The sequence below is a fragment of the Comamonas sp. B21-038 genome, assembly GCF_022387135.1.
Taxonomy (GTDB): domain Bacteria; phylum Pseudomonadota; class Gammaproteobacteria; order Burkholderiales; family Burkholderiaceae_C; genus Comamonas; species Comamonas sediminis.
Map to the genome: position 1 here is coordinate 4,314,339 of NZ_CP092462.1, position 16,157 is coordinate 4,330,495.

General features: G+C 65.0%; 16 protein-coding genes. 2 read left to right on the forward strand and 14 right to left on the reverse strand.

Annotated elements, in window-relative coordinates; translation table 11 throughout:
• The first annotated feature begins 13 nt into the window (after positions 1–13).
• Entirely contained in the window at positions 14–1,009 is a 996-nt protein-coding gene (locus tag MJ205_RS19585; RefSeq protein WP_239809982.1) for a glycosyltransferase family 2 protein, read from the forward strand.
• 118 nt (positions 1,010–1,127) lie between these two features.
• On the opposite strand, the gene tkt is transcribed toward MJ205_RS19585, so the two are convergent.
• The gene (gene tkt / locus MJ205_RS19590; RefSeq protein WP_239809983.1) at positions 1,128–3,167 is read right to left on the reverse strand and encodes a transketolase; all 2,040 of its coding nucleotides are present in this window, start codon (positions 3,165–3,167) and stop codon (positions 1,128–1,130) included.
• Between the two features lie 218 nt (positions 3,168–3,385).
• Here tkt and MJ205_RS19595 point away from each other — a divergent pair, with 218 nt between their 5' ends.
• On the forward strand, positions 3,386–3,904 hold the full coding sequence (locus tag MJ205_RS19595; RefSeq protein WP_239809984.1) for a PepSY domain-containing protein: 519 nt from the start codon (positions 3,386–3,388) through the stop codon (positions 3,902–3,904).
• Between the two features lie 66 nt (positions 3,905–3,970).
• On the opposite strand, the gene MJ205_RS19600 is transcribed toward MJ205_RS19595, so the two are convergent.
• The 13 genes from MJ205_RS19600 to MJ205_RS19660 form a co-directional block, all read right to left on the reverse strand.
• Positions 3,971–4,498: a GNAT family N-acetyltransferase gene (locus MJ205_RS19600; protein ID WP_239809985.1), complete on the reverse strand. Its 528-nt coding sequence runs from the start codon at positions 4,496–4,498 to the stop codon at positions 3,971–3,973.
• A gap of 28 nt (positions 4,499–4,526) precedes the next feature.
• Entirely contained in the window at positions 4,527–5,096 is a 570-nt protein-coding gene (locus MJ205_RS19605; RefSeq protein ID WP_239809986.1) for a carboxymuconolactone decarboxylase family protein, read from the reverse strand.
• A gap of 34 nt (positions 5,097–5,130) precedes the next feature.
• Positions 5,131–6,471: an aspartate aminotransferase family protein gene (locus MJ205_RS19610; protein ID WP_239809987.1), complete on the reverse strand. Its 1,341-nt coding sequence runs from the start codon at positions 6,469–6,471 to the stop codon at positions 5,131–5,133.
• A 158-nt stretch (positions 6,472–6,629) separates the two neighbouring features.
• Positions 6,630–6,944: a hypothetical protein gene (locus tag MJ205_RS19615; protein WP_239809988.1), complete on the reverse strand. Its 315-nt coding sequence runs from the start codon at positions 6,942–6,944 to the stop codon at positions 6,630–6,632.
• 108 nt (positions 6,945–7,052) lie between these two features.
• Positions 7,053–8,285, reverse strand: coding sequence for an ammonium transporter (locus MJ205_RS19620; RefSeq protein WP_239809989.1), 1,233 nt, complete (start codon positions 8,283–8,285; stop codon positions 7,053–7,055).
• Between the two features lie 239 nt (positions 8,286–8,524).
• Positions 8,525–9,952: an FAD-binding oxidoreductase gene (locus tag MJ205_RS19625; protein ID WP_239809990.1), complete on the reverse strand. Its 1,428-nt coding sequence runs from the start codon at positions 9,950–9,952 to the stop codon at positions 8,525–8,527.
• 135 nt (positions 9,953–10,087) lie between these two features.
• Positions 10,088–10,915, reverse strand: coding sequence for an N-formylglutamate deformylase (gene hutG, locus MJ205_RS19630; protein WP_239809991.1), 828 nt, complete (start codon positions 10,913–10,915; stop codon positions 10,088–10,090).
• A 3-nt stretch (positions 10,916–10,918) separates the two neighbouring features.
• Positions 10,919–12,316 carry a formimidoylglutamate deiminase gene (locus MJ205_RS19635; protein WP_239809992.1) on the reverse strand — a complete coding sequence of 466 codons (1,398 nt, stop codon included), beginning with the start codon at positions 12,314–12,316 and terminating at the stop codon, positions 10,919–10,921.
• 1 nt (position 12,317) lies between these two features.
• Entirely contained in the window at positions 12,318–12,914 is a 597-nt protein-coding gene (locus tag MJ205_RS19640; RefSeq protein WP_239809993.1) for a HutD/Ves family protein, read from the reverse strand.
• A gap of 10 nt (positions 12,915–12,924) precedes the next feature.
• Positions 12,925–13,671, reverse strand: a complete 747-nt coding sequence (locus MJ205_RS19645; protein ID WP_239812803.1) for an amino acid ABC transporter ATP-binding protein — start codon at positions 13,669–13,671, stop codon at positions 12,925–12,927.
• A gap of 26 nt (positions 13,672–13,697) precedes the next feature.
• Complete coding sequence (locus MJ205_RS19650) at positions 13,698–14,366, reverse strand: amino acid ABC transporter permease (protein ID WP_239809994.1); 669 nt, start codon at positions 14,364–14,366, stop codon at positions 13,698–13,700.
• A gap of 63 nt (positions 14,367–14,429) precedes the next feature.
• Complete coding sequence (locus MJ205_RS19655) at positions 14,430–15,170, reverse strand: transporter substrate-binding domain-containing protein (protein WP_239809995.1); 741 nt, start codon at positions 15,168–15,170, stop codon at positions 14,430–14,432.
• Between the two features lie 45 nt (positions 15,171–15,215).
• Positions 15,216–15,995 (reverse strand): IclR family transcriptional regulator, encoded by a 780-nt coding sequence (locus MJ205_RS19660; protein WP_239809996.1) that lies wholly within the window; start codon positions 15,993–15,995, stop codon positions 15,216–15,218.
• Positions 15,996–16,157: the final 162 nt, after the last annotated feature.

Genomic DNA, 16,157 nt, shown 5'->3' on the forward strand with positions numbered 1-16,157 from the left:
CCTCACAAACGCCATGAGTCTGTCGCACCCCTCTTCGCCCTCCAGCCTGCGCACGGCAGTCATCATTCCCTGCTACAAGGTCACGCGCCACATCCTGGCGGTGGTTGCCGAGATTGGCCCGGAGGTCGATGGCATCTACATCGTCGACGACTGCTGCCCCGACGGCAGCGGCCGCTTTGTGCAGGAACACTGCCAGGACCCCCGCGTGCGCGTGCTGTTCAACGAGGTCAACCTGGGCGTGGGCGGCGCGGTGATGGCGGGCTACCGCGCAGCGATTGCCGACGGCTATGGCGTGCTCGTCAAGATCGATGGCGACGGGCAGATGGACCCGACCCTGGTGCCGCGCTTTGTCGCCCCGATTGCCAGCGGCCGCGCCGACTACACCAAGGGCAACCGGTTTTTCAACCTGGAAAAGATCACCCGCATGCCGCGCATCCGCATCTTTGGCAATGCGGTGCTGTCGTTCATGACCAAGTTCTCCACCGGCTACTGGAGCAGCTTTGACCCCACCAATGGCTTTACCGCCATTGCCGCCAGCACGGCCGCACAGTTGCCGCTGCACAAGATCAGCCAGCGCTATTTTTTCGAGACCGACATGCTGTTCCGGCTGAACACGGTGCGCGCAGTGGTCCTGGACATCCCCATCGATTCGCGCTACGAGGACGAGGTCAGCAACCTCAAGATCCACAAGGTGCTGACCGAATTCATGGCCGGTCACCTGCGCAATTTCTGCAAGCGCATTTTCTACAACTACTATCTGCGCGGCATGTCGGTGGCCTCGCTGGAGCTGCCACTGGGCCTGGCGCTGATCAGCTGGGGCACCGTGTTTGGCCTGTTCCACTGGGTGCAGTCCATCGTCTCCAACGTCGCCACCACGGCCGGTACCGTCATGGTCAGCGCGCTGCCCATCATCCTGGGCGTGCAGCTGGTGCTGGCCTTTATCGCGTTCGATGTGGCCTCCGAGCCCACACAATCGCACCGCCATGACGGCGAGGGTCTGCCTCGATAGGCGCTGTCCCGTCACCGGCACCCACCCACCCACACCTCACAGGCGCCCATGAAAAAACGCAGGGTGCAGGCCCTGCGGCCCGCATCCCTGCGTTATGGGTGGCTGAGGCAGTGCGCGTTTACGCCTTTTGCAACGCCACTTGCACCGTGTTGGCCACGTTGTCGGCGGTAAAGCCAAAGTGCTCGAACAGCACGCCGGCGGGGGCCGATTCGCCAAAGGTATCGATACCCACGACCGCAGCGCAGCCATACTTCCACCAGAAGTCGGTCACACCCATCTCGACGGCCACGCGCGGCAGGCCAGCGGGCAGCACGCTGCGCTTGTAGGCCACGTCTTCGCGGTCGAACGTGGTCGTGCTGGGCATGGAGACCACGCGCACGGCAATCTTGCGCTCGGCCAACAGGCGCTGGGCCTTCAAGGCCAGCTGCACTTCAGAGCCGGTGGCGATGATCACCGCTTGCGCCTTCTTGTTCAGGCCGATGTCCGATGGCTCGGACAGCACATAGGCACCACGGCTGATGTTGCCGATGGCATCACCATTCTTGGGCGCGTAAGGCAGGTTCTGGCGCGACAGCAGCAGCGCCGTAGGCTTGTTGCGGTTGCTCAGTGCCACGCTCCAGGCCACGGTGGTTTCGGCGGTATCGGCAGGGCGCCACACATCCAGGTTGGGGATCAGGCGCAGGCTGGCAGCGTGCTCGATCGACTGGTGGGTGGGGCCGTCTTCGCCCAGACCGATGGAGTCATGGGTGAACACATGCACCACGCGGCGCTTCATCAGCGCAGCCATGCGGATGGCATTGCGGCTGTAGTCGCTGAAGGTCAGGAAGGTGCCGCCGTAGGGGATGAAGCCGCCATGCAGCGCCACACCGTTCATGATGGCGGCCATGCCGAACTCGCGCACACCGTAGTTGATGTGGCGGCCGATCTTGCCGTCTTCGGTCTTGACCACAGCGCCGCTGTCGTCCACGCGGAAGGCGGGGGTCGACTTGGTGTTGGTCAGGTTGGAGCCGGTCAGGTCGGCCGAGCCGCCCAGTAGCTCTGGCAGCGCAGCGGTGAAGTCTTCCAGCGCCAGCTGGCTGGCCTTGCGGCTGGCCACGGTCTCGCCCTTGGTGTGGGCCTGGGCCACGGCTTCCACGGCCACTTGGGCGAACTGCTTGGGCAGGTCACCGGCCATGCGGCGCTTCAGCTCAGCGGCCAGCTCGGGGAAGGCCTTCGCGTATTCAGCAAACTGCGCATCCCAGGTGGATTCGGCCTTGGCGCCAAAGGTCTTGTGGTCCCAGGCTTCGTAGACATCGGCAGGGATTTCGAACGGGGCCGAGCTCCAGCCCAGCGCAGCGCGGGTCAGGCCGATTTCTTCGGCACCCAGCGGCTCGCCGTGGGCCTTGCTGGTGTCCTGGCGGTTGGGGCTGCCCTTGCCGATGGAGGTCTTGCAGATGATGAAAGTCGGCTTGTCCGCAACCTTCTTGGCCTTGGCAATCGCATCGCTCACGGCCTTGGGGTCGTGGCCGTCGATCGGGCCGATCACGTTCCAGCCGTAGGCTTCGAAACGCTGGGCGCTGTTGTCCACAAACCAGGGCTGCACCTTGCCGTCGATCGAGATGCCGTTGTCGTCGTACAGCGCGATCAGCTTGTTCAGCTTCCAGGCGCCAGCCAGCGCGCAGGCTTCGTGGCTGATGCCTTCCATCAGGCAGCCATCGCCCAGGAACACATAGGTGTGGTGGTCCACCACATCGTGGCCGGGGCGGTTGAATTCAGCCGCCAGCAGCTTTTCTGCCAGCGCAAAGCCCACCGCATTGGTGATGCCCTGGCCCAGCGGGCCGGTGGTCGTCTCGATGCCGGGGGTGATGTCCACTTCGGGGTGGCCGGGGGTCTTGCTGTGCAGCTGGCGGAAGTTCTTCAGCTCGCTGATCGGCAGGTCGTAGCCGGTCAGGTGCAGCAGCGCATAGATCAGCATGGAGCCGTGGCCATTCGACAGAATGAAGCGGTCGCGGTTGATCCACTGGGGGTTGAGCGGGTTGTGCTTGAGGTGCTTGCTCCACAAGGCCACTGCCATATCGGCCATGCCCATGGGGGCGCCGGGATGGCCCGAATTGGCTTGTTGAACGGCATCCATTGCGAGTGCGCGGATCGCATTCGCCATATTCTGATTGTTGACCATGGGAGTGGAGGGGGAAAAAAAGCGACAAAGGCCGCATTTTAGCGGGCTGCCGCTTCAGGCGCCCGGCATGGCAGTCTTGGCCTACGGCGGTGCAGGGCCTCCACCTACTGCAACAGCTGGCGCAAACACTGACAATGCGTAAGCTATTGCCTTTAAAAATCTATTAATATTATTAATACATACTATCGTTAATGAATTCCAGCTTGAAAGGATTGACCATGCAACGCACCCTGTCCACCACCGCCCTGGCCTTGACGCTCGCGCTGGCGTCGCTGAGCGGCAGCGCCTTTGCCAGCACTGCAGAAAAGATCGCCGCCGTGCAAGCGGCCCGTTTCGATCTGACGCAGGCCATCCAAAGCGCACAGAGCCAGCATGGCCTTCAGGTCTTGCAAGCCGAGATCGACACCAAGAAAAAGCAGCCCATCTACGAAGTCAGCGGCATCAACGCACAAGGCCGTGAGATCAAGCTCAAGTTCAGCGCGCTGGACGCCGCCCAGGTGCTGGAAAACAAGGACGACGGCGCCGCCGAGAAAAAGGACAGCGACCGTCTGGCCGCTGCCAAGATCAGCATCAGCGACGCCATCGCCACCGCCTTGAAGCACACCCCCGGCAAGGCCATCGAGGTGGACCTGGACGACCACCTGGGCGTGCTGACCTATGACGTGAAGATCATCAATGCGGCCAACACCGAGGTGGAAGTGCGCGTGCATGCCATCAACGGCAACATCCACCAGTAATTGGGCCGAGCAGCAAGCCGCCAAGGCCAGCCCAGCGCTGGCCTTTTTTGTGCCCGATGACCGGTCTCAGCCCAATGTTTGCGCCATGTACTGCGCATCGTCGCCATAGCTGTACAGCGCATCCCGCTCTTGGGCCAACCAGGGCAGCAGCGGCGCATAGCCCTTGCGCTGCCAATAGGGCTGCGAGCCCATCACAGAGACCAGCGCCGAGTAGCGCAGCCCATCGCCCTGCGCCTGTTGCAGCAAGGCCTGCAGCAGCGCAGAGGCCAGGCCTTCGCCCGCGCGCGCAGGGGCCACGGCCATGTCATGCAGGTACAAGGTATCGGCGGGGGAGGCACAGGCAAAGCCGCCATGCAGCGGCGTCACCTTGCCCAGCACGGACCGGTAGGCGGCCAGATAGGCCAGCACTTCACGGCCCTGCACGATCACCAGCGAGCACTGCCCAGGGCTGGCCAAGCGCTCGGCATACAGCGCGGCGCTCTCCATGAAGTCCGCGCCATAGCAGGCCAGTTGCACCTGCATCAGGCCATCCAAGTGCTGCGCGGTCAGGGGTTCAAGAGACCAGCGGGGCTGGTCGGGGGAAGAAAAACGCATCGCCCGATTGTCGGCGATGCCGCAGCGATCAGCCCAAAGGCGCCAGCGGCTGCGACGTAGATGCCGGCACCGTGGTGCGCGCGGCATTCATCACCATCGACAGCAGGCTGTAGTAGCCATTGATGCCGATCAGGTCCATCACGCCCTTGTCGCCAAACCGCTGCTGGGCCCGTGCCCAGGTGGCGTCGCTCACCTGGCGCTGCTGGTGCAGCTCAATGCAAAAGTCATGCACAACGGCCTCGTCTTCGGGCATCGCATCGGGGCGGCGGCCTTGGGCCACGGCGTCCACGGTCGCCTGGCTCACTCCTTCGCGCAGCGCAATCGGCGCATGGATGGCCCACTCCACCTGCTGCGTCCACTGGCGGGCAGTCACCAGGATCGCCAGCTCCGTCAGGCGCACACCGATGGCGCTGCGGTAGCGCAGGTACTCGCCCAGGCGCTGGGTGTGGTCCATCAGCTCGGGGCTGCGCAGCAAGGGCACAAAGGGCGATATCAGTGCGCCGCGCGGGCCATCAATGATGGGCTGGGCATAGCGGCGCTGTTCTTCGCTCCAGGCCTCCGGGGGCAAGGGCGGCATGCGGTCCTGGGAGGGCGTCATGGGCAGGTCTTTCCGATCGAGAAATGCAAGGGGTTCAGGCAGCAATGGCTTGCGTGGCTAGCACGGTGTCAATGGCATCGCCTAGGCGCTCGACCACCTGGTCGAGCTCCGCCTCGCTGCTGATGAAGGGCGGTGCCAGCAGCACATGGTCGCCATGCAGACCGTCAATCGTGCCACCCATGGGGTAGCACAGCAAGCCATGGGCCATGGCCTGGGCCTTGACCTTGGCATGCAGCTTGAACGCCGGGTCAAACGTGGACTTGTTGCTGCGGTCCTGCACCAGCTCCACGCCCCAAAACAGGCCCCGGCCCCGGATATCGCCGACATGGGGGTGCGCGTCAAAGCGGGCATGTAGCTGTTTTTGCAGGTAGGCGCCGCGCGCCAGTACCTGGGGCAGCAACTGGTCGCGCTGGATCACCTGCTGCACCGCCAGTGCGGCCGCCGCCGCCATCGCATGGCCAATATAGGTATGGCCATGCTGGAACATGCCGCTGCCGCTGCGCATGGCTTCGACGATCTTGCGCTGTGCCAGCACCGCGCCAATCGGCTGATAGCCGCCCCCCAGGCCCTTGGCAATGGTCATCAGATCGGGGCTGATGCCCTCCTGCTCCACCGCATGCAGGGTACCGGTGCGGCCCATGCCGCACATCACTTCATCGGCAATCAGCAAGATGCCATAGCGGTCGCAGAGCGCGCGCAGTCCCTGCCAGTAACCCGGTGGCGCCGCCACCGCGCCCAGGGTTGCGCCCACCACCGGCTCGGCCACAAAGGCGATCACGTTGTCCGGGCCCAGCGCCTGGAACTTGGCATCGATCTCGGCCAGCAACCGCGCCACATAGGCGGGCTGGCTCTCGCCGTCCAGGCGGTCGCGGTACTCATAGGCCGGGGCCACGCGGCCCACGTCCATCAGGATGGGGGCAAACTGCTTGCGGCGCCATTCGTTGCCGCCGACGGCCAAGGCACCCAAGGTGTTGCCGTGGTAGCTTTGGCGGCGCGCAACAAAGTGCGTGCGCTGGGGCTGGCCGATCTCGACAAAATACTGGCGCGCCATTTTCAGCGCCGCTTCCACCGCCTCGGATCCGCCGGAGACAAAGTAGACACCGGTCATGCCTGCGGGGGCATGCGCGACCAGGTGGTCGGCCAGCGCCTCTTGCGCCTCGGTGGTGAAAAAGCTGGTGTGGGCATAGGCCAGCTGGTCGAGCTGGCGGTGCATCGCCGCCAGCACATCCGGGTGCGCATGGCCCAGGCAGGACACCGCCGCCCCGCCGCTGGCATCCAGGTAGGCCTTGCCGGCCTGGTCAAACAATTCCACGCCTTTGCCGCCCACTGCGACAAGAGGCACATGGGCCAGAGAACGATGGATGACATGGCTCATGCGAGCACTCCTTCACAATGCGTCACCAGCCCTGCGCCGGCAGCGATACGCATAGTATAAGGATCATTTGTATTTTTTCAATACATTAATGGATCATTTGTTCCATATCGATGTATTTCTGGTCCCAGGCCTCCCCTTCCCTCCCTCTCGCTATCCCTTCAACGCAAGCCGCCTACATAGCGCTTGGCGCTCGCCACCAGGCCCGGCTCAGCGGCATCCGCTGCCGCCCCCGCAGTGCCCATGGTGGCTGCCGCCGGTGCGGGCGCGCCCGGCAAGCTGGCGGCAAAACGCAGCGCCAGCCGCTCGAGCTCCGCATCCTGGTGGCTGCGGGCATGGTTCAGCGCAAACTGGGCCATCGCCTGGCCATAGGCGGTATCGCTGGCCATCCACTCGGTATCGGTCACCCGGCCCGTCTTGCGGCGCAGCGCCACATGCAAATGCGCGGCGATGGCCAGGCGTTCACTGTCGTTCATACAAGCTCCTCCGTGGCAGAACCTGATGGGCAGGCTGCACGCCCAAGGCGGTGCAACCCGGTGGCGCGGCGGCGCAGCGCAGCGCCGCACATCTCAATTCAACTCAACTCAGTTTTGGCTTTCCTGGTGCAGGCTGACATCCAGCCCATCGAGCTCCTGCTGCGCCGTCACCCGCAAAGGCAGAACCACACGAATCAAGGTCAGCAAAATGGCGCTGCCCACCGCGCTGTAGAGGGCCACCGCCGCCACGGCCACCAGCTGGTTCAGCACCGTGGCATCCACCCCGGCAATGGCGCGATCAGCAAACACCGCGGTGAGCAGCGAGCCGGCAATGCCGCCCACGCCATGCACACCAAACACATCGAGCGAGTCATCCACACCCAGGCGGCGCTTGAGCCAGGTGGCGCCCCAAAAGCAGGCCACGCCCGCGATCAGGCCAATGGCGACCGCACCGCCTGCCTGCACAAAACCGGCAGCCGGTGTGATGGCCACCAGGCCACCAATCAGGCCCGAGAGCACACCCAGCAAGGTCGGAGCGCCGCGCACCCACCACTCGACCAGCATCCAGGACAGCGCACCAGCCGCAGCGGCCACCATGGTCACCAGCATGGCCAGCGCGGCCCGGCCATCGGCCGACAGGGCCGAGCCGGCATTGAAGCCGAACCAGCCAATCAGCAGCAGTGCTGCGCCCATCGCGGTCCAGCCCAGGCTGTGCGGCTCAAAGGCCTGGCGGCCATAGCCCTGGCGACGGCCCAGCATGGCCGCGCAGACGAGCGCTGACACCCCCGCATTGACGTGCACCACCGCGCCGCCGGCAAAGTCCAGCGCGCCCAGCTTGTTGAGCCAGCCATCGCTCTCCCACACCCAATGGGCCACCGGTGCATAGACCAGCACACTCCACAGCGCAGAGAACAGCAGCAGTGCCGAAAAGCGCATGCGCTCGACCACGGCGCCAATGATCAAGGTGGTGGTGATGACGGCAAACGCCATCTGGAACAGCGCATACAGCGATTCGGGCAGGTGCGGCGCCAGGTGGCTGACGGACACGGTGCCGGCCGCCGCATCCAGGCGCATGGGCGAGAACCAGGCCCTCTCCAGCCCGCCCAGCCAGGCCGACGACTTGCTGAATGCCAGCGAATAGCCCAGCGCAAACCAGGTCAGCGCCACCATGGCCGCCACCGCAAACACCGCCACCATGGTATTGACCACGTTCTTGCGCCGCACCAGCCCGGCATAGAAGAGCGCAATGCCCGGCAGTGTCATCAGCAACACCAGCACCGTAGAGACCAAGAGCCAGGCCGTATCGGCCTTGTCAATCGCAGCCATCTGCACCATTTGCATGCCATCCCCTTTGTACGTTGTCATCCATTGCGGGTTTGTTTCAAAAGGTAGCAGTTTTTATGCCATGGGCCGGTAAGGCCCCTGGATACGGGGTCTTCAGGCATGCGCAGCGATGGCAACGCATGAGGCCGGGGCCAGATCGCACCACATCGGTGCCCTGGGCCATCGGCCGCCCAAAACAAAACCGGCGCATGCATCGCTGCAGGCGCCGGTCTCCAAAACAGGGGCGAAAACGGGATTCAGTCCGCCGCGAACACCTTGCCCGGGTTCATCAGCCCCAGCGGATCGAGCGCCTGCTTGATCGCGCGCATCGCAGCCAGCTCCTGCGGGGTGCGGCTAAAGCCCAGGTAGGGCATCTTGTGCAGGCCAATGCCATGCTCGGCAGAGACACTGCCCTGGAACTGCTGCACCAGGCCGTACAGCACGGCTTCCAGCGCCTCGTCCTCGCCGTTGATGGTTTGGCTGTCGGTGGTCACGTGCAGGTTGCCGTCGCCCACATGGCCAAAGAACAGGCTGTGGTGGCCGGGCCAGCGCGCATCAAAGGCAGCGCGGCAGGCAGCGGCAAAGCGGCCAATATCCACCTGGGGCAGGCTGACGTCGAAGTTCACCGGCGGGTGCATGTGCGCCGTCATCTCGGCCGGCGCCTCACGCAGCTTCCACAGGCTCCTGGCCTGCTCGCCCGATTGCGCAATCACCGCGTCCACCACCTCGCCGGCCTCCATGGCCTCGCCCAAGGCCTCTTCCACCGCAGCGCGCAACGCGGCCTCGTCCTTGCCGTCCACATCGATCAGCGCCTGCAGCGGATGCTGCTGGGCAAACGCGGGCTGGAGCTTTTGCCACTGCATGGAGGTCTGCACAAAGTCGCTCCACATCAGCTCGAACGCGGCCACGCTGTTGCCAAAGCGGCCTTGCATGCGCGCCAGCACCGCCAGCGCCTCGTCAAAGCCCGGCAGGGCCACCATGCAGGTGGCCTTGGCCTGCGGAGCGGGCCGCAGGCGCAGCAGCACGCGGGTGATGATGCCCAGGGTCCCCTCGGCACCGATAAAGAACTGCTTGAGGTCGTAGCCGGTGTTGTTCTTCAGCATCGGACGCAGCATCGGCAGCACCGTTCCATCGGCCAGCACCACCTCCAGCCCCAGCACCTGCTCGCGCATCATGCCGTTTTGCAGCACGCCATTGCCGCCCGCATTGGTGGAGACATTGCCGCCAATCTGGCAGCTGCCACGTGCGCCCAGGTCCACACCAAACACCCAGCCGGCCGCCACGGCCGCTTCCTGCACCGTCTGCAGGCTCACCCCTGCCTGCACGGTCATCAGGCCGGTGCGCGCATTCACGTCCTCGATCTGCTGCATGCGGTCCATCGCCACCGCCACGCCATGGGCCACTGGCACCGCCGCGCCGGCCAACCCGGTCAGGCCGCCCTGCGGCACCACCGGCACCCGGTGGGCATGGCAGATGCGCAGCAAGGCGCTGACCTCTTCGGTGCTGCGCGGGCGCAGCAGCGCCAGTGGTGGCACCGGCGGCGTGCCGCTCCAGTCGGTCCAGTACTTCTGCGCAATGGCGTCTGCGCCGCGCGAAAAGCCGTTGGGGCCCAGCGCTTGCTCAAGGTCGGTCCAGAAAGCCGCCGCAGGAGCGGCTGCCGCGTTGTCGGTGCGAGAGGTAGTCATAGCCCGCTATTGTCGGGCGGTTTGCCCGGCAGCCGCGCGCTGCCAGCAGCAAAACCTGCTGGGCCGGTAGAGCAAAAAAGCGGCATCCCTGGCCTGCCGTGCAAGCGCTGGATACCGCTTTTGGAGGCGCCGGGATCAGCGTGCCGATTGCTGCACGTAGGCCAGCAAGGTCTCCACCATGCGGCGCACATGGGGCTGCACCTTGGCGGCTACGGCCGGCAGGTAGTCAAACGGCATGTGCTCCTGCATATAGCTGCTCTGCGTCATCTCCAGCTGGATGGCATGCACGTTCTGTGCCGGCTGGCCATAGTGGCGCGTGATGTAGCCGCCCTGGAAGCGGCCATTGAGCACGCTGGTGAAGCCGTCGGCCTCGCCTTTGCGCGCCTCGGCCAGCAGCGCCTCGCCCAGGCCTTCGCCGCAGCTGGCGCCCTTGTTGGTGCCCAGGTTCAGATCGGGCAGCTTGCCCTCAAAAAAGCGCGGCAGTACCGACTGGATCGAATGCGCATCCCACAGGCCCGCAGCGCCATGCTGGGCCTGGATGCGGGCCAGCTCGGCGGCCAGCTGGTCGTGGTAGGGCTTCCAGACCTGGTCACGGCGCTGGGCAATCTCGGCATCATCGGGCTGCAGCGCGGCGCTTTGGTAGACGGGGGTGTCGGCAAAGGTGTCCACCGGGCACAGGCCGGTGACGCTCTGGCCGGGGTAGAGGCTGGCGCCATCGGGGGGACGGTTCATGTCCACGACCAGGCGCGAATGCGTGGCCACCAGGGTCGAGGCGCCGATCTCCTGCGCAAAGGCGTAGAGCAGCGGCAGGTGCCAGTCGGTGTCATGGACCTCGCGCGCCTCGGGCGTAAAGCGCTCGGCCAGCGCCGGCGGCACATAGATGCCCACATGGGGGAAGGAGATCAGCAGCGGCGCCGTGCCTTGGCGGAACTCGAAGGCGGCGCGGTCGGTTTCAAAATGCATGGATCATGGCTCCTGAAGAAGTTCGGTACGCGCGGCGACAAAGCTGCGCTGCGCGCTCTGGTGCAGCGGGTGGCGGCCGTCAGCCACGCGGCACTGGCCGCCCACCCAGACACTGGCCACCGCACTGCTGCGGCTGCTGGCAAACACATGGGCATCGAGCTGCTCGGCCGCCGGCAAGCCGGCCAGCGCCAGGTGCTGGTCATCGAGCACCACCCAATCGGCCTGCTGGCCCACGGCCAGGCCAGCCACCGCGCGGCCGCTGGCCTGCGCGCCGCCCTGCACGGCCGCCAGCAGCATATGGCTGCCCACATGCGGCTGCTGCGCACTGGCCGCCACATTGCGCTGCTGCGATTGCAGGCGCTGGCTGTACTCCAGCATCATCAGCTCTTCGGCGGCGTTCACGCCGATATGGCTGTCCGAGCCAATGCCCCAGCGGCCCGCGCCGGCCTGCCAGCGCGGCAGGTCGAAGATGCCATCGCCCAGGTTGGCTTCGGTCAGCGGGCACAGGCCGGCCACCGCCTGCGAGGCAGCGGCGGCGGCGTATTCAGCCTCGTCCATGTGTGTCGCATGCACCAGGCACCAGCGCGCGTCCACCGGCATATGGTCCAGCAGCCAGGCCACCGGGCGCTGGCCGCTCCAGGCGACGCAGGCGTTGACCTCGGCCATCTGCTCGGCAATGTGGATATGCACCGGCGCCTGGGCGCTCAGTGCATGCAGGCCTTGCACGGCCTCCTGCAAGGCCTGGGGTGCCACGGCGCGCAGCGAATGCGGTGCCAGGCCCAGCGCTGCGCCTTGGGCGCTGCAGGCCGGTGCCAAGGTTTCCAGCAGGCGCAGCATGTTGTCGGTGCTGCGGATGAAGCGCTTTTGTCCCTCATTGGGCGCCTGGCCGCCAAAACCGCTGTTCTGGTACAGCACCGGCAGCAAGGTGATGCCGATGCCCGCCGTCTGCGCCGCCCGCAGCAGCGCCAGACTCAACTCGCCATCGGGCGCATAGGCCTGGCCATTGGGGCGGTGGTGCAGGTAGTGGAACTCGCAGACGCTGGTGTAGCCCGCTTCGAGCATCTCGATGTACAGCCAGGTGGCAATCGCCTCCAGGTGCTGGGGCCCCAGCCGGGCCGCAAAGCGGTACATCAGGTTGCGCCAGCTCCAAAAGCTGTCCTGCGCCTGGCCCCGGAACTCCGAGAGCCCGGCAAAGCCGCGCTGGAAGGCATGCGAATGCAAGTTGGGCATGCCCGGCAGCAAGGGGCCGGCGGCCTGCGTCACGCCGCTGCAGCAGCTGGCATCCACGCCGGGCTCGACCGACGTCAGACGCCCCTGTGCATCCCAGCGCAGCAGCACGTTCTGGGCCCAGCCGCGGGGCAGCAAGGCCTGGGCGGCAAACAGTTGGTTATGGGTATTCACATCAGACACCGGCAGCTACCTCCTGCAGCGCGACGGCGATCAACCAGGCATCGTGGCTGCTCGCCTCCAGCTGCAATGGCTGGCCCAGCGCGGCGGTCCAGTACAGGCCGTCTTCGCCACCGGCCGTCAAGGCGGCCGACTGCGCAGGCAAGCGCCAGCTGCCCGCCCGCGCCAGCAGCAGGCCCTGGGCACTGGTCAGTGCCAGGCTGCCACCCCGGTGGATGGTGACCTGCGCCTGCACCCGGCCACGCCGGGTCATCACATTCAGATCCTGCGAGGCGCCGCCCAGCAGCTGGCAGTCCAGCGCCACATCGCCCGAAAACGCAAAAGGCTGCAGGCAGTGCTGCAGCAGGTGGTCCACGCTGCCATCGGCTGCTTGCAAATGCACGCCGTCACCTTCCAGCAAGGTGATGATGCGGTCGACGCCGGCAAAGGCCGAGAACGGCCCGCTGCTGGCAATTTGCGCAATGCTGATGCGCCAGGCAAAACTGTCGATACTTGCGCCAGGCGGCCAGCACAGCACCTCCTGGGTGGTGCCGCCGCCGTTCTTCCATGGCGTAGCGGGCAGCGCGCTGCTGCTGAAAAATTGCATGCTCATAGCTACCCGTTTATTGCTTGGTCAACACGGCCTGCAAAAAGCTGCGCGTGCGCTCTTTGGTCGGGTTGCTGAAGATGGTCTGCGGATCGCCGGCTTCGATGATGCCGCCGCCATCCATGACGACAACCACATCGGCCACTTCCTTGGCAAAGCCCATTTCATGGGTCACCACCATCATCGTCATGCCTTCTGCGGCCAGCATCTTCATCACCTGCAGCACCTCGCCCACCAGTTCGGGGTCGAGCGCCGAGGTGGGCTCGTCAAACAGCATCACCTTGGGGCGCATCGCCAGCGCACGGGCAATCGCCACGCGCTGCTTTTGCCCCCCCGAGAGGCTGCCGGGCATCGCATCGGCCTTGTGGGCCAGGCCCACCTTTTGCAGCAGGTCATGCGCCAGCGCATCGGCATCCTTGCGGCTGAGGCCATGGAGCTTGCGCGGGCCCAGGGTCACGTTGTCCAGCACCGACAGGTGCGGGAACAGGTTGAAGGACTGGAACACCATGCCGACCTCTTCGCGCAGCGCGTTGAGGGCTTTCTCGGGCAGCATCTGGCCGTCCTGCACCAGCGTGCGGCCACAGATGTCGATGCGGCCGCCTTGCGGCGCCTCCAGCCCATTGCAGCAGCGCAGAAAGGTGCTCTTGCCCGAGCCGCTGGGGCCGATGACGACCACCACTTGTTTGGGCTTGACATCGAAGTCGATGCCGTCGAGCACCACATGCGAGCCATAGGCCTTGCGCAGGCCACGGATGCGGATCATGGATTCGGAATTCAACGGAGCTGCGGTCATTGCACCATGCCTCCAGCGCGCATGCGCTTCTCAAAATGGCGCAGTGCCAGGGTGGTCACGCCGGTCAACACAAAATAAATCACGGCAATCGCCAAATACACTTCCAGCGAGCGGTAGGACACGCTGATGATCTTCTGGCCCTGGTGCATCACATCGTGGATGGTCAGCAGCGAGACCAGCGCCGAGTTCTTGATCAGTGCAATGAACTCGTTGCCCAGCGGCGGAATCATCCGCACGATGGCCTGGGGCAGGATCACCGACAGCATGGCCTGGCCGGACGACATGCCGATGGAGCGCGCTGCCTCCATCTGGCCGCGGTCGATGGACTGGATGGCGCCACGCACCACTTCGGACACATAGGCACCCGAGTAGATGCCCAGGCCCAGCACGCCGCAGGCAAAGGCCGGCAGCATGATGTTGAACTGCGGCAGACCAAAGAACAGGATGAACAGCTGCACCAGGAGCGGCGTGCCCCGGATCACGGCCACATAGGCTGTGCAGATGCTGTAGATGATCCTGTTTTTGGGGTTGAGCCGGCCAATGCCGATCAGCAGACCCATCACGCAACCCAGCACCAGCGCTGCGGCCGTGATCTCCACCGTCACCGCTGCACCGCGCAGCAGATCGGGCCACCCTGCCCAGACGGGCGAAAAATCCAAATCCATAGTCAATCCTGTCGTCTCAGATCAGCGCACTGCCCGGGCAGCGCGCTGCGGCACCCATGCCGGTTACTTGCTGCCGGGGAACCACTTGTCCACGATGGCCTTGTAGCCGCCATCAGCCTTGAGCTGCTCGAGCGCCCTGTTCACCGCGGCGGTCAGCTCGGGCGTGTCCTTGCGGATGGCCATGCCGTATTCCTCGGTGGTGATCTGCTCGGCCAGCACCTTCATGCCGCCACGGGTGCGGTTGTACTGGAACGCAGCAGGCTTGCCGGTCACGGCGGCATCGGCGCGCCCGATATCCACCAGGTTGAACATTTCCTGGTTTTTTTCCACCTCGACGCGCTGCACCTTGGGGAAGTGTTCGGTCAGGTAACCCACGGACTTGGTGCCCACCTGCACGGACACCTTCTTGCCGTCCAGATCGCTCAGCTTGGTGATGGGGCTGCCTTCCTTGACCATCGCCACCAGGCCACCGGCGTAGTAAGGCTGGGTGAAGTCCACCACCTTCTTGCGCTCATCGGTGATGTAGATGGCCGAGACGGCCATGTCGTAGCGGCGGGCGATCAGACCGGGTACCAGGCCCTTGAAATCGATATCGATCCATTCGACCTTCTTGCCCATCTTGGCCGCAACGGCCTCGACGAGTTCGACGTCGAAGCCGGTCTTCTTACCGTTTTCAACAAATTCCATCGGCGGGAAGGTGGCATCGGTGGCCACGCGCAGCACATTGTTCTGGGCAAAGGCAGCGCCTGCACCACAGGCCAGGGCGATCAAAGAGGTCTTCAAGACCAGGCGGCGGAAGTTCATGGGAGAGTCCTTTTTCAATTCAAGTACCAAGCAAAAATCTCAATGTCATCCAGCCAGACTGCGGGAGATGCGGGCCGCTGCGGCCAACGTGGCCTGCACCAGCTGGGCCTGCTGGTGCTGCACACGCTGGTGGGGCGCCATCAGGCTGAGCGCCGCCACGGCGCGGCGGCCGCTGGCAAATACCGGCACGCTGCAGCCCCAGACACCGGCATCGACCTGGCCCACCGTGGTGATGTAGCCCTGCGTGCGCAACTCCTGCAGCTCGGCAGCAGCTTCGGCGCGGGCGGGGGTGCCTTCGCCATAGTGCTGGTTCAGCAGCGCTTCGCGTTGCACGGCGGGCAGATAGGCCAGCACGCATTTGGCAGACGCCCCGACCTTCAGCGGCACGCTGCTGCCCTTGTCGAAGGAGCAGCGCAGCGACAGCGGGCTTTCCACCATGTCCAGGCACACGGCCTGGCCATTGGCGGCAACCAGCAAACCTGCGCTTTCCTGGGTCTGCTGCGACAGCTGCACCAGTACAGGGCGGGCCACATGCACCAAATGGGAGCCGTCATCGAAGCCACGCGCCAGCTGCAGGCCCAGCGGCCCGGGCGCATACAGCGCACCGCTGTCGGCCACAAAGCCAAAGCGCTTGAGGCGCGCGAGCTGCCGGTACAGGCTGCTGCGGGGCAAACCCGTGCCCTGCATCAGCTCGTTGGCCGACAGCGGCCGCCCGGCGCAAGCCAGAACCGCCAGCACCTGCAGCACACGGTCGGCCGCCGACACCTCGGAACCCGGGGCATCCGCTGCCGTACGCTCGCCAACCAACAACTCTGAAGCATCCATTTGCAATTCCCATTCCTCGGGACTAGTGACACAGATGATCTTGCAAGATCAATGCCAGAATTGTCGAATTGCTCTCTGAATAAATACCTAGCGCAAACCCTAGGTCGGAATTGAATGGAGAATTCAATTCCCATTTAATGGGAATTTGAGATGTAAAAAGCC

Coding starts and splice junctions, on each gene's coding strand:
- MJ205_RS19655 (WP_239809995.1), bottom strand. CDS start 15,170: ATGAACTTCCGCCGCCTGGTCTTGAAGACCTCTTTGATCGCCCTGGCC.
- MJ205_RS19640 (WP_239809993.1), bottom strand. CDS start 12,914: ATGAGCATGCAATTTTTCAGCAGCAGCGCGCTGCCCGCTACGCCATGG.
- MJ205_RS19585 (WP_239809982.1), top strand. CDS start 14: ATGAGTCTGTCGCACCCCTCTTCGCCCTCCAGCCTGCGCACGGCAGTC.
- hutG (WP_239809991.1), bottom strand. CDS start 10,915: ATGCATTTTGAAACCGACCGCGCCGCCTTCGAGTTCCGCCAAGGCACG.
- MJ205_RS19660 (WP_239809996.1), bottom strand. CDS start 15,995: ATGGATGCTTCAGAGTTGTTGGTTGGCGAGCGTACGGCAGCGGATGCC.
- MJ205_RS19610 (WP_239809987.1), bottom strand. CDS start 6,471: ATGAGCCATGTCATCCATCGTTCTCTGGCCCATGTGCCTCTTGTCGCA.
- MJ205_RS19615 (WP_239809988.1), bottom strand. CDS start 6,944: ATGAACGACAGTGAACGCCTGGCCATCGCCGCGCATTTGCATGTGGCG.
- MJ205_RS19625 (WP_239809990.1), bottom strand. CDS start 9,952: ATGACTACCTCTCGCACCGACAACGCGGCAGCCGCTCCTGCGGCGGCT.
- tkt (WP_239809983.1), bottom strand. CDS start 3,167: ATGGTCAACAATCAGAATATGGCGAATGCGATCCGCGCACTCGCAATG.
- MJ205_RS19650 (WP_239809994.1), bottom strand. CDS start 14,366: ATGGATTTGGATTTTTCGCCCGTCTGGGCAGGGTGGCCCGATCTGCTG.
- MJ205_RS19620 (WP_239809989.1), bottom strand. CDS start 8,285: ATGCAAATGGTGCAGATGGCTGCGATTGACAAGGCCGATACGGCCTGG.
- MJ205_RS19595 (WP_239809984.1), top strand. CDS start 3,386: ATGCAACGCACCCTGTCCACCACCGCCCTGGCCTTGACGCTCGCGCTG.
- MJ205_RS19645 (WP_239812803.1), bottom strand. CDS start 13,671: ATGATCCGCATCCGTGGCCTGCGCAAGGCCTATGGCTCGCATGTGGTG.
- MJ205_RS19600 (WP_239809985.1), bottom strand. CDS start 4,498: ATGCGTTTTTCTTCCCCCGACCAGCCCCGCTGGTCTCTTGAACCCCTG.
- MJ205_RS19605 (WP_239809986.1), bottom strand. CDS start 5,096: ATGACGCCCTCCCAGGACCGCATGCCGCCCTTGCCCCCGGAGGCCTGG.